The organism is Paenirhodobacter sp. YD-8, assembly GCF_056590935.1.
The window spans coordinates 1,787,376-1,800,683 of the sequence record NZ_CM152649.1 but is presented as its reverse complement, the minus strand read 5'-3'; the positions used below and the strand labels follow the sequence as shown (position 1 = coordinate 1,800,683).

General features: G+C 68.6%; 8 protein-coding genes. 1 reads left to right on the top strand and 7 read right to left on the bottom strand.

Going from position 1 to position 13,308, the window contains the following annotated elements:
- Positions 1 to 56: 56 nt before the first annotated feature.
- The 6 genes from AC0QTQ_RS08785 to AC0QTQ_RS08760 form a co-directional block, all read right to left on the bottom strand.
- Entirely contained in the window at positions 57 to 1,994 is a 1,938-nt protein-coding gene (locus AC0QTQ_RS08785) for a MacB family efflux pump subunit (RefSeq protein ID WP_480259127.1), read from the bottom strand.
- A 1-nt stretch (position 1,995) separates the two neighbouring features.
- On the bottom strand, positions 1,996 to 3,171 hold the full coding sequence (locus AC0QTQ_RS08780; protein ID WP_480259126.1) for an efflux RND transporter periplasmic adaptor subunit: 1,176 nt from the start codon (positions 3,169 to 3,171) through the stop codon (positions 1,996 to 1,998).
- 120 nt (positions 3,172 to 3,291) lie between these two features.
- A complete protein-coding gene (locus AC0QTQ_RS08775; RefSeq protein ID WP_480259125.1) occupies positions 3,292 to 4,278 on the bottom strand; it encodes a DMT family transporter in 987 nt (328 codons plus the stop codon).
- Positions 4,279 to 4,508: 230 nt separating this feature from the next.
- Entirely contained in the window at positions 4,509 to 7,643 is a 3,135-nt protein-coding gene (locus AC0QTQ_RS08770) for an efflux RND transporter permease subunit (RefSeq protein ID WP_480259124.1), read from the bottom strand.
- Between the two features lies 1 nt (position 7,644).
- A complete protein-coding gene (locus AC0QTQ_RS08765; protein ID WP_480259123.1) occupies positions 7,645 to 8,787 on the bottom strand; it encodes an efflux RND transporter periplasmic adaptor subunit in 1,143 nt (380 codons plus the stop codon).
- A 35-nt stretch (positions 8,788 to 8,822) separates the two neighbouring features.
- A complete protein-coding gene (locus AC0QTQ_RS08760) occupies positions 8,823 to 10,211 on the bottom strand; it encodes an efflux transporter outer membrane subunit (RefSeq protein WP_245965182.1) in 1,389 nt (462 codons plus the stop codon).
- Positions 10,212 to 10,475: 264 nt separating this feature from the next.
- On the opposite strand from AC0QTQ_RS08760, the gene AC0QTQ_RS08755 reads away from it, so the two are divergent.
- Complete coding sequence (locus tag AC0QTQ_RS08755; protein WP_480259122.1) at positions 10,476 to 11,111, top strand: TetR family transcriptional regulator; 636 nt, start codon at positions 10,476 to 10,478, stop codon at positions 11,109 to 11,111.
- 43 nt (positions 11,112 to 11,154) lie between these two features.
- Here AC0QTQ_RS08755 and AC0QTQ_RS08750 read toward each other — a convergent pair whose 3' ends face one another.
- Positions 11,155 to 13,242 (bottom strand): TonB-dependent receptor domain-containing protein, encoded by a 2,088-nt coding sequence (locus AC0QTQ_RS08750; RefSeq protein WP_480259121.1) that lies wholly within the window; start codon positions 13,240 to 13,242, stop codon positions 11,155 to 11,157.
- Between the last annotated feature and the right edge of the window lie 66 nt (positions 13,243 to 13,308).

Genomic DNA, 13,308 nt, shown 5'->3' with positions numbered 1-13,308 from the left:
GGGAAAGGGGAAAGGGGGCGACTTGCCGCCCCCTTCCGGTTCACTCGCGGTCCGGTTCACTCGCGGTTCAGCGCCACCACCGGGTCGAGCTGCGCCGCCGCGCGGGCGGGCAGGAAGCCGAAGGTCACCCCGATCAGCGTCGAGGACAGGAACGCCACCACGATCGCCGTGCCCGAGAAGGAGAGCGTCACCGTGGTATAGACCATGCCGATCACCGCCCCCGCGCCAAGCGCCAGCGCGATGCCGAGCACGCCGCCGACCAGACAGACGAGCACCGCCTCGACCAGGAATTGCCCGACGATGTCGCTGCGCCGCGCGCCGACCGCCACGCGCACGCCGATCTCGCGGGTGCGCTCGGTGACCGAGACCAGCATGATGTTCATCACCCCGATGCCGCCGACGACGAGCGAGATCACCGCGATCGCGGCAACAAGCCAGGTCATCGTCTCGGTGGTCGAGGTGATCGTGGCGCGGATCGTGTCGCTGTTCGACAGGAAGAAGTCCTGCGTGCCGTGGCGGTTCAGCATCAGCGCGGTGATCTCGGACTGCGCCTTCTCCATGTCATAGCTGTCGGCGATCTTCACCCCGATGCTGTCGAGGTAATTCTGCCCCGACACCCGCGACATCGCCGTGGTGTAGGGGATCCAGACGTTCAGCGACGAGGGGCCGAAGGTCGCGCCGGTCGAGCGCACGACGCCGATCACCCGCACCGGCACATGGCCGAGGATCAGCACCTGGCCGAGCGGGTCCTCGCCGTTCGGGAAGAAGGTGTCGCGGGTGTCCTCGTCGATCACCGCGACCTGCGAAAGCTCGGTCACGTCGCGGCTGTCGAACTGCTGGCCGTCGACGGTCTCGTAGGCATGGACGGCAAAGTAATCGCCGCTCACCCCGTTCACCGCGGCTGTGGCCGAGACATTGCCATGCAGCACGTTCGAGCTGTTCGAGACCGCGGGCGAGACGCCGTCGGCATAGGGTTGCAGCGCGATCATCGAGGCGTCCGAGGGCATCAGCGTCTCGGTCTTGCCGGCATCGCGCGCGCCAAAGCCGGTGCCCGCGCGCACGGTGATCGTGTTCGTGCCGAGCGACGAGATGTTCTGCAGGATCTTCTCCTGCGTGCCCGAGCCGAGCGCCACCACCAGCACCACCGAGGCGATGCCGATGATGATGCCGAGCATGGTCAGGAACGAGCGCACCCGATGCGCCAGCATCGCCTTCAGCGCCATCGACAGCGTCTCGCTTGCGCGGCGCAAAAGCGCGCCGGCGCCGCGCTCCGCGGTGGCGGGACGGGCGGCGCCCTCCCCGGCCTCGGTGCGGCCGCTGTCGCGCACGATCCGGCCGTCGCTGATCTCGATCTCGCGGCGGGCATGGGCGGCCACGGTCGGGTCATGGGTGACGACGATCACCGTGTGCCCCTTGGCGTTCAGATCGAGCAGCAGCTCGATCAGCTCGGCCGAGCTTTTCGTGTCGAGCGCGCCGGTCGGCTCGTCGGCCAGGATCACCTCGCCGCCGTTGATCAGCGCGCGCGCCACCGAGACGCGCTGCTGCTGGCCGCCCGAAAGCTCGTTCGGACGATGGTCGAGCCGGGTGCCAAGGCCGAGCTGGGTCAGCAGCTCGGTCGCGCGCCTGCGCCGGCTGGCGCGCCCCTCGCCCGCATAGATCGCCGGCACCTCGACATTGCCGACCGCATCGAGATCACCGAGCAACTGATAGCGCTGGAAGATGAAGCCGAAATGCGCGCGCCGCAGCCGGGCGAGCGCGTCGGGGTCAAGCCCGCCCACATCCTCGCCCGCGAAGCGATAGCTGCCCGCGCTCGGCCGGTCGAGACAGCCGAGGATGTTCATCAGCGTCGACTTGCCCGAGCCGGAGGCGCCGATGATCGCCACGAATTCGCCCGGCCAGATGTCGAGATCGACGTCGCGCAGGACGGTGATCGTCTCCTCGCCGGCCTGGAAGGAGCGGCCGACGCCGCGCACGGAAATCAGCGGATCGCTCATCTCAGATCCCCATCGGCGGGCGCATCCGGGTGGTGGTGCCCGCCGCCTTCGGGGCCACGGCGGTGCCGGTGACCACCTGCTGCCCCTCGCTCAGACCGGACCGGATCTCGGCGGTGACCTTGTCGTTCAGCCCGACCTCGACGCGGGTCGGGATGGCGGTGCCGCTCTTCGCGTCCCAGACCTCGACATAATTGCCCTCGCCGTCGCGCTTCACCGCCGCGGCGGGCACGGTCAGCACGTTCTCGGCCTTGTCGAGCAGGACCGAGACCTGCGTCGTCATGCCGATGCGCAGCTTGTGATCGGGGTTTGCGACGTCGAGCAACCCGTTGTAATAGATCGCCTCGTCGGTCGAGATCGTGTCGCTGTTCTCGATTTCCGAGGGCGCGGGCTCGATCGAGCGGACCTTGGCGGTGAAGGTGGTCTCGGGCTCGCCCAGAATGGTGAACCGCACGTCCTGACCGGGCTGCACATGCACCACGTCGGCTTCCGAGATCTCGGCCTTGACCTGCATCGTGTCGAGATCGGCAAGCTTGACGAGGGTCGGCGCGGTCTGGATGGCGTTGACCGTCTGGCCCCGCTCGACCGCGACGGCGACGACGGTGCCGGTGATCGGCGCGGTGATCCGGGTGCGGTCAAGCTCGATCTTGGCGGTGGTCACGGTGACCTCGGCGCGCGCCTTCTGCGCCTGCAGCGCGGCCAGGTTGGCGGTATAGACCTGCACCTCGGCGGTAGCACTCTCGATCGTCTCCTTCGAGGCCCAGTCCGACTTGCCAAGCGCCGTCTGCCGCTCGAGCGTCAGCTCGGCCTTGCGCAGGTTCGCCTGCATCGCGACGATCTGCGCCTCGATATTGGCAAGATCGGCCTCGGCCTGCAGCACGTCGTTCTGCTGGTCCTGGCTGTCGATCTGGGCGATCAGGTCGCCCGCCTTCACCGTGTCGCCAAGGCTGACGGCGAGGGTCTCGATCTGGCCCGAGACCCGCGCGCCGACCGAGACGAGCTGCTTTGCCTCGATCTGGCCCGAGGCGAGCACGGTCTCGCTGACGGTGCCGCGGGTGACGGTGGCAAGCGTCGGCGCCGCGCCGCTCTGCCCCGCCGTGCGCGCCCACCAGTACCAGCCGCCGCCGCAGGCCAGCACGGCCAGAAGAAGAAGGGTCAGCAGTCGCGCATTTCTTTTCATGTCAGTCACTCTTGCACCGGTGTTTTCGTTACGTGCCAAGAGATGATACGCGCCCGGGCCCCGTTTCCGACGCCGGTGCCGCGCATTTCGCGAAATTCCTCCGCAAGATAGGGTGCGGGCTCAGGCGTCCTGCGACGGCTCGCCCCGGGTTTCGGCGGCAATCGCCGCGGCCGCCTGCGCGCCCGAGGCCGAGACCGGCGGCGGCAGGCTCACCCCGCGCTGACGTTCGCGCGCAAGGGTCAGAAGCCCCGAGCCGACGATCATCACCATGCCCGCCAGCATCGGCAGATCGACCCCGTCGCCGAAGATCAGATAGCCCAGCACGATCGCCCAGAGCATCTGGCTGTATTGCGTCGGGCTGACGGCTGCGGCCGGCGCAAGCCTGGTCGCGGCCATCATCATCATGTTGGCGATCGCGGCGAGCAGGCCATAGCCCGCCAGCAGCGCCCATTGCGTCGCATCGGGCCAGCGGAAGGCGGGCAGCATCGCGATGAAGCACAGCGTCACGCCGCCAAGCGTGCCCGAGCCGAACAGCGACAGCCGCGACTCGCCGCCGCCGACGATGCGGAACGAGACGACAGAGATCGCCCCGCACAGCCCGGCGAGCGTGGCGCCGAGATGGCCGATGCCAAGCTCGCGAAAGCCCGGGCGCAGCACGATCAGCACGCCGAGGAAGCCGATCACCACCGCCCCCCAGCGCCGCGGCCCGACCCGCTCGCCGATGAACACGACCGACATCACCGTGACGAAGGCAGGCATCAGGAAGATCAGCACGAAGGCCTCGGCCATCGACAGCTCGGTGAAGGCGGTGACCGAGCCCATCACGCCGACCGGATAGGCGAAGAAGCGCAGCCACCATTGCCCGCGCCGGCGGGTGGCGAAGATCGCCCGCCACGGCTCGCCGGGCGCGCGCAGAACGGGCAGCACCAGAAGCGCGAAGACCGCGCCGAAGAAGGCCGATTCGTAGGGCGGCAGCTGCCCCTCGATCAGCTTCACGCAGGCGTCCGAGACGGCATAGATCGCGAAGGCGGCAAAGCCGATCAGAACACCCGCGGTCACCGGGTCCATGCCCGCGGGCAGCCGCAGAGGAGTGCGCAATCCGTTCATCGTCATCCCCGTTCGCGGCGCCCCGAGGGCGGTGCTGCGCGCAGCGCGCGGCTGCGCCGAAATGTCGCGTATGTTTACCGCGGCGCGGCATCCCGGTCCATGGCGAACCGTGCCCGGCAGCCCTGCCCTGCGCCAAGCGAAACGCGCCCGGCGGCGATCTGCCACCGGGCGCGGCCTGCGGGTCCGAAACGCGAACGGGCCGCCCTTGCGGACGGCCCGCGGCAAAGCGATCAGGCGGCGGCCTGTGCCTTCGCCCGCTTGCGGCGACCGAAGACGAGATCGGTCAGCACGAAAAACAGCGGCACGAAGAAGATCGCCAGCGCCGTCCCGGTGAGCGTGCCGAAGAAGGTGGCATAGCCGATTGCCTCGCGCGCGCCGGCCCCGGCGCCGGTCGACAGGATAAGCGGCACCACACCGAGCGAGAAGGCCATCGAGGTCATCAGGATCGGGCGGAAGCGCAGCCGCGCCGCCGCGATCACCGCATCGCGCGCGCTTTCGCCCATGTGCCGCATCCGGTCGCGGGCGAACTCGACGATCATGATGCCGTTCTTGCCGGTCAGACCGACCACGGTCAGCAGACCCACCTGGAAGTAGACGCCGTTCGACTGCCCGCCAAGCACGGCCCCGATCAGGGTGCCGAGGATGCCGACCGGCATCGCCAGGATCACCGCGATCGGGATCACCCAGCTCTCGTAGAGCGCGGCAAGGCACAGGAACACCGCGGCAAGCGACAGCGCATAGAGCATCATCGCGCCGTTGCCGGCCTCCTTCTCCTCGAGCGACAGGCCCGACCACTGCAGCGAGAAGCCCGGCGGCAGCTGGCTGGCCAGACGCTCCATCTCGGCCAGCGCCTCGCCCGAGGAGACACCGGGCTTCGGCGAGCCCTGGATCTCCATCGCCGGCAGCGCATCATAGCGCACCACCTGCTGCGGACCATAGACCCATTCCTGCGTGGCGAAGGTCGAGAGCGAGACGAAATCGCCATTCGCATTCGGCACCCGCCACAGGTCGAAGTCGGAGGGCGTCGCCCGCGCCCAGGGCTCGCCCTGCACGTAGACGCGCTTCACCCGGCCGTCATAGAGGAAGTCGTTGACATAGGTCGAGGACCAGACCGTGTTCAGGAACGAGCCGACCTCGGCCGCCGTCAGCCCCACCGCCCCGGCCTTCGGCCAGTCGATGTTGAGCTTGAACTGCGCCGCATCCTCGACCCCGTTCGGGCGCACCGCCATCAGCTTGTCGCTTTGCGAGGCAAGCCCGAGCAGCATGTTGCGCGCGGCCAGAAGCTCGTCGTGGCTTTGCCCGGTGCGGGCCTGCAGGAAGGCGGTGAAGCCGTTCGAGTTGCCAAGCTCCAGCACCGGCGGCGGCACGATCGGGATCACCACCGCCTCGTTGATGCCGCCCATCAGCGGCCCGAAGGCGCGGCCCGCGATCGCCTCGGCGCCGTTCGCGACGCCCTGACGCTCTTCCCAGTCCTTCAGCTTGACGAACATCATCGCCATGTTCTGGCCCTGGCCGGCGAAGGAGAAGCCCACCACCGAGAACACCGAGGCGACATTGTCCTTCTCGGCGGTCAGGTAATATTGCTCGACCTTCTGCACCACCTTCTTCGTCTGTTCGGCCGTGGTGCCCGAGGGGGTCTGGATGATCGTCATCAGGACGCCCTGGTCCTCGTTCGGCAGGAAGGAGGTCGGCGTGCGGACATAGAGCGCGCCCATGGCCGCGACGAGCGCCGCATAGACCACGACGCCCTTCACCGGGTTCGCCACCACCCATTTGACGATCCCGCCATAACCGCCGGTGATCCGGGTGAAGCGATGCTCGAAGCCCTTCGAGAACCACGAGGCAAAGCCCGGCTTCGTCCCGCCGTGCGGTTTCAGCATGGTGGCGCACAGCGCCGGAGTGAAGACGATCGCCACGATCACGGAGAGCGTCATCGCCGAGACGATGGTGATCGAGAACTGCTTGTAGATCTCGCCGGTCGAGCCGCCGAAGAAGGCCATCGGCACGAACACCGCCGAGAGCACCATGGCGATGCCGACGAGCGCGCCGGTGATCTCGCCCATCGACTTCTTCGTCGCCTCCTTCGGCGAGAGGTGTTCCTCGGCCATGATCCGCTCGACGTTCTCGACCACGACGATCGCGTCATCGACGAGCAGCCCGATCGCCAGCACCATGGCCAGCATGGTCAGCGTGTTGATCGAGAAGCCGAAGGCCGCCATTACCCCGAAGGTGCCCAGGAGCACCACCGGCACCGCCATCGTCGGGATCAGCGTCGCCCGGAAGTTGTGCAGGAAGAGCAGCATCACCAGGAAGACGAGCGCGATCGCCTCGAGCAGCGTATGCACCACCGCCTCGATCGAGATCGTGACGAAGGGCGTGGTGTCATAGGGGATGACATAGCTCATGCCGGCGGGGAAATAGGGCGCGATCTCGTCCAGCCGCGCCTTCACCAGCGTCGCCGTGTCGAGCGCATTCGCGCCCGAGGCCAGCTGGATCGCCATGCCCGCCGAGGGCGCCCCGTCGTAATAGGCCGAGACCTCGTAGTTCTCGGCACCGAGCTCGACACGGGCGACGTCACGCAGCAGCACCATGCCGCCGTCGGTATCGGCGCGCAGCACGATGCGTTCGAAATCCTGCGGCGTCTTCAGCAGCGACTGCGCGGTGATCGTGGCGTTCAGGAGCTGCCCCTCGGGCGCGGGCTGCGCCCCGAAGGCGCCGGCCGAGATCTGCGCGTTCTGCCCCTGCACGGCGGCGATCACCGTCGCCGGCGCCATGTCATAGGTCTTGAGCTTCTGCGGATCGAGCCAGATCCGCATCGCATATTCCGACCCGAAGACCTGCACCGAGCCCACCCCCGGGAGGCGCGAGAAGCTCTCGACCATCGAGGAGTTCATGTAGTCGCTCAGCTCGACCTGGTTGCGCGACTTGTCTGGCGAGATCAGCGAGACGACCATCAGGAAGCCGGTGCTCGACTTCTTAACCGTCACCCCCTGCCGCGTCACGGATTCCGGCAGCGAGGCCTCGGCCTGGCTGAGCTTGTTCTGCACCTGCACCTGCGCGATGTCGGGGTTGGTGCCGAGCTTGAAGGTCAGGGTGATCGTCGCGCGACCGGTCGAGGTGGTCTCGGAGTTGATGTAGCGCAGCCCGTCGAGGCCGGTCATCTGCTTCTCGATCACCTGCACGACGGTGTCGGCCACGGTCTCGGCCGAGGCGCCGGGATAGGTCGCCGAGATCACCACCGAGGGCGAGGCGATCGAGGGATATTGCGAGACCGGCAGGTTGAGGATCGAGAGCGCCCCGAGCCCCATGATGACGATCGCGATCACCCAGGCGAAGATCGGGCGGTCGATGAAGAAACGCGCCATCTCAGTTGCCCTCGCCCGGCGCCGCGGCGCCGGAAGCGGCGCCCTCGGCCGGCACGATCTCGACCGGGGCACCGACCGCGGTCTTCTGGAAGCCCGAGGTGATCACCTGGTCGCCGTCGCGCACGCCGTCGGTGACGATCCAGTCCGAGCCCGAGGAGGTCGCGATATGCACCGGGCGCTGCGCCACGGCACCGTTGTCGACGACCCAGACGAAGGCATTGCCGGTGCGGTCGCGCATCACCGTGTTCTGCGGCAGCGAGACGGCGCCGCGCGCCATCGCCTGCGGCAGGTCGACCTCGACATACATGCCCGGAAGCAAGAGGTGGTCGGGGTTCTGGAAGGTCATGCGCAGGGTGATCATGCCGGTGGTCGGCTCGACATTCGGCTCGGCCGCGGCAAGATGCCCGGTCTCGTGATAGATCGAGCCATCGGCGAGGATCAGCTTCGCCGCGCCGGTCGCGCGCATCTCGCGGCCCTCGGCGGTCGAGGTCAGACGCAGGATGTCGGTCGCCGACTGGGTGACGTCGACATAGACGGTGTCGAGCGCGCGGATGGTGGCAAGGGGCGTCGCCTGCTGCGCCGCGACCAGCGCGCCGGTCGTCGTCTGCGACAGGCCGATGACGCCGGCGATCGGGGCGCGGATGGTGGTGCGGTCAAGGTCGATCTCGGCGCTCATCAGCTGCGCCTGGGCAAGTTGCAGCGCCGCATCGGCGGCCTGCCGCGAGGCCACGGCGGAATCGCGCTTCTGCGCCGAGCCGGCGTTGTTGCCGAAAAGCTCGATGGCGCGCTTTTCCTCGGTCACGGCGAGATCGCGGTTCGCCTGCGCCTGCGCGACCGCAGCCTTCGCCGCGGCAACCGCCGCCTGATAGCTCTCATCCTCGATCTTGTAGAGCGGCGCGTCCTTCTCGACCGAGGCGCCCTCGTCGAACAGCCGCTCGCGGATGATGCCCGAGACCTGCGGGCGCACCTCGGCGACGGTCGAAGCCTTGATCCGTCCGGGCAGGCGTGCGGTCAGCGGGAAATCGGCGGTGTGCGCCGTGACGACGGTGACCCGCGAGGGGCCCTGTGCCTGCTGGGCGAAAAGCGGGGTGGCGAGGGTCAGCGCGACGAGCGGCAGAACCCTCAGGGGGAAGGAGGATGACATGACGGAACCTTGGACCTGGGAGGGGAAGAACAGGCTCAGCGCGTGCCGCCGGCGGCAGCGACGCTGAGGGTGATGAAGTCGGAGGCGCGCTGGCGCTCGGCCGCGGCAAGACCTTCCTGCGCCGACAGATAGCTGCGCTCGGCGTCCAGCACGGACATGAAGCTGCCTTCGCCATAGCTGAAGTTGGTGCGCGACAGATCGACCGCCTCGGCGCTGGTGCTGACCAGCCGGCTTTGCGCGGCAATCGCCCGGCCGTCACGGTTGTAGGCGGCAAGCCCGCTCTCGATCTCCTCGATCGCGGCCAGCACCGCGGCTTCCCAGGCAAGCTTGGCCTGCACCGCGCGCGCCTCGGCGCCCTTCAGGTTGGCCCGGTTCGCGCCGCCGGTGAAGATCGGCAGGTCGATCTGCGGGCCGACGGCCCAATAGCTGATCGAGCCGGCGTGGCGGATGTCGGTCGGCGTGATCGAGCCCGAGAGCGAGACCGAGGGATAGAAGGCCGCCTTCGCCACGCCCACATCGAAGGCCGCGGCGGCGTAGGCGCGCTCGGCCATGCGCACGTCGGGACGCGCCGCGATCACCTGTGCCGGCACGCCGACGCTGGCCTTGAAGCGCGGTTTCGGCTGCGCCGCGCCGCGCTGCAGCCGCGGCCGCAGCGTGGCGCTGCGCTCGGCGGTCAGCGTCGCAAGCTGGGCCAGGGCCTGGTCGAAGCCGGTCTCGAAGGCGGGCAGCTGCGCCTCGCCCTCGGCCACCAGCTGCTCGGCCTGGATCTGGTCGAGCCGCGAGGCATCGCCCGCCTCGACCTGGGCCTTGGTCAGATCGAGGCTGCGCTTGCGGCTCTCGATCGAGCGCTTCGTGAGCGCGATGCTTTCCTGATGATAGCGCAGCGCGACATAGGCCTGGGCGATGGCGCTTTCCATCATCAGCCGCGCGACATCGGCCGAGAGATAGGCCGCGTCGAGCCGCGCCGCGGCCGCCTTGCGGCTGTTGCGGTTCGCCCCGAAGATGTCGAGCAGCCAGCTGACGCCCAGCCCCGCCGAGGTGGTGGTACGCGTGCCGGTGCCCTGGGTGTCGCCGCGCGTCGCGGCGGCCGAGCCCGAAACCTGCGGCAGATCGGCGGCGCCGGTGGCATCGGCCGCGGCACGGGCCTCCTCGATCGCGGCAAGGGCCTGCTGCACCGAGAGGTTGCGCGCCTGCCCCGCGGCGATCAGCCGGTTCAGCTCGTCATCGCGGAAGGCGAGCCACCAGTCGCGCGTCTCGCCGGTGCGCGCCGGCGCCGCGCCGTCGAAGCGATCCGCCACCGCCGCCTCGGGCGGCTGGTAGGCGACATCGGCGCAGCCCGCGAGGGCAAGGAGCGAGGCCGCACCCCAAAGGAAAGACCGGCGCGACGGCGCGCGCCCCGAAGGTTCAGACAGATTCATAGCCATTTCACATTCCCGCTGACGGGCATGGCCGCCGCGCTGCGACCGCCTGCCCCCTGTTCGCTCGACTGCGGCAGAGCTACATACATTCACGCATGGATGTAAACAACGAATTGCGGCATAAGGCGATCTTGACGTGTCCGCTGTGACACGAGAGGAACAGAGTGCCTACCGCTGCAGCGGCGCGTCTTCCGAAGATCGGAATCGGCGCGCCGAGGGCCCGCCTGACGGAGGGGAGGAGGCGATCTGCATCACGGGAGGATGCGCGGAGTGAGACGAAGCAAGGCCGATGCCGAACAGACCCGGCTGAAGATCCTCGAGGCGGCCGAGGTGCTTTTCGCCGAGCACGGGATCGCGCGCACCACGCTTGAACAGATCGCCCGGGCCGCAGGCGTCACACGTGGCGCGTTCTACTGGCATTTCAAGGACAAGACCGCGGTCTTGAGCGCGCTTTACGAGCGCACCACCGCACCGCAGCTCGCGCTGATCCGGGAAGCGTCGGAACAGGCCGACCTGACCGACCCGCTCGCCTTCCTCGAATGCTCCGGCACCCGGTTCCTGTCGGTCTTTGCCGCCGACAGGTGCCAGCAGCGGATGCACCGGATCATGTCGAACGCGGCCATGTCCGAAGAAACGGCGGCCTGGCTGGCACAGGCCAATGCCGAGCTGTGGCGGGTGTTCCAGCGCCTTCTGGCGCGCGCGGGCGAGGCCGGCCAGCTGACCGACGAGCTGACCCCCGACGAGGTGGCGGTGTCGCTGATGGTGATGTTCAACGGGCTGCTGAACGAGTGGCTGCGTTCGGACCGGGCCTTCCCGCTCGACACGCTCGGCGCGAAGCTCCTGCACCACCACATCGCCTCGCTGCGCCGCCAGCCCGCCTGCCCCGAGGGCGGCCCGACCCCCTGAGGGGCCCGGTGGCGGCGCCCCGGCCCGGGACGCCGCGCTGATGTCAGAACGTCATCTGCATCGAGACATAGACCGTCCGCCCCGGCTCGTTCACCCGCGTCACCGTGGTGTCGAAGACGTTGCGGCGGCTCAGGTGCTGGGCATAGGTCTTGTCGAAGACGTTGTTGATGCCGCCGATCAGCCGGACATTCTCCTTCACCGCATAGCTGCCGAAGAGGTCAAGCGTCGCCCAGCCCGCGGTCTCGCCCGGGTCGATCTCGGCGTTGATCCGGTCCTGCCGCGTGGCCCAGTTCACCCGCGCGCCCGCATTCCACAGCGCCTCGTCCCACACCGCGCTGAGGCTGCCCTCGAGCGGCGGGATCTGCGCCAGCGGCGCATCGTCGCTGGTGTTCTGCCCGCGGGTATACGTGGCATCGCCCGCAAAGGTCAGCTTGCCCATCGAGTAGCCGCCCGAGACCTCGGCCCCCGACAGCGTCGCGCCGATGTTGCGATATTCGGTGCGGGTGCTGGTGCTGCCCATCATCGAGATCGTCACCGAGTCCTGCAAGATGAAGTCGTCGACCCGGTCATAGAAGGCCGAGGCGTTCAGCGACCAGTTCTGCCGCGCCGTCTGGAAGCCGACGTCGAGCTGGTTGTGCTTCTCCGGCGCGATGTCGGGATTGCCGACCCAGGTCGGCGTGCCCATTGAGCCGCGCGCCATCGCGCGCTCGTTCGCATCCGCGGTGCGCACCGTGCGCGAGAGCCCGACGAAGGCCTTGGTGTCGGCGTCAAATGCATGCTCGAAGCGGATCAGCCCGCCGAGGTTGTCCTCGGTCCGCGCGCTGTCATAGGTCGTGCCGTAGACCGCCGAATAATAGTCGTTCGGCGTCACGCCACGCACCGCGACATCGGCCTTCGCCGCATCGGCGCGCACATGGTCGAAGCGCAGCCCCATCTTCAGCATGTCGCGCGAGCTCAGCGCCGTCTCGGTCTGGGCGTAAAGCCCGGTCTGCGCGATCGTCACGTCGGGCCAGGTCAGCGAGGACGGCGCGTCGAAGTCGATCATCGCCGGCGTCATCGCCATGTAGCCCCAGGCGGTGCGGGCGTTCGACTGCGTGTCGATGCCGACGGTCGCCCTGGTGCGGCCGAACTCGAACTTGCCCTCGACCTTGCCGCCATGGGTGTCCGAGGTGGTGGGCGACACCATCGCCATGCCGGTGGGCACCCGCAGCGAATAGTTGTCCATCGTGTGATCGACATTCGAGCGATAGAGCGTGCCCTCGATCCGCTTCAGCGGCCCGAGATCAAGATCGACACCGCCGCGCAGGCGCAGGGTCTCGGTCTCGGACAGCGGGCTGTCCATGCCGGCGCCGGCGAATTCGACGTCCTCGGCGCGGTCCTTCTCGATGTCGAGCGCAAGGTCGAGCCCGCCCTGCTTGTAGCCAAGCGTGACACCCGCGCTTTTCTGCGTATAGGCCGAGCGCACGTCATGGCCCGAGCCGTCCTTGTAATCGTCGGCGGTCTTGTATTCGCCCGAGGTCTCAAGATAGAGGCCGCGGCCCAGATCGAAGGACAGCCGCCCCGCGACCTCGCGCCCTGCCCCGTTCGAGGTGCCGCCCAGGGTCAGATCGCCGCTGACCCGCTTGCCCGCCTCGAAGCTCGGCGCATCACGTTCAAGCCGGACCGTGCCGGCCGGCGCGCCCGGACCATTCGTCACGCTGGAATAGCCCTTTTCCACGACGATCCGGTCGGCGCGGTAGAAGGCCGCGATCGAGGACGGCGGGTCCATCCGGTTCGGGCAGCCGCCATAGGTGAACGAGCCCGCGTCGATCACGTTGAGCTGGTTCTTCGACATGCCGCGCAGGATGATGTCGATGCCATGCCCGCCCATGCGCGAGCCGGAGATGCCCGGGATCGAGGACAGCAGCGCGCCCCCATCCAGCGCCGGCGGCACCGAGAGCGCGCGCGGAGGAACGGTGATCGTGGTGCCGTCCTGCTCGAGCGTCTTCGGCGCGACGACGATGGTGTCGAGCGCGAGCGGCGCCTCGGATTTCGCCTCTTCGGCCAGGGCGGCCGGGGCCAGGGCGGCGGGGGCGAGGCTGCCAAGCAGCAGTGCGGTCACGCCAAGGCGTGCCGGAAAGAAGATGTTCATGAGATCTCAGACCTTGTGGAAACGGAGCGGGAAGCCACGGCGGGGCCGCGGCATCGTCTTGCCCGG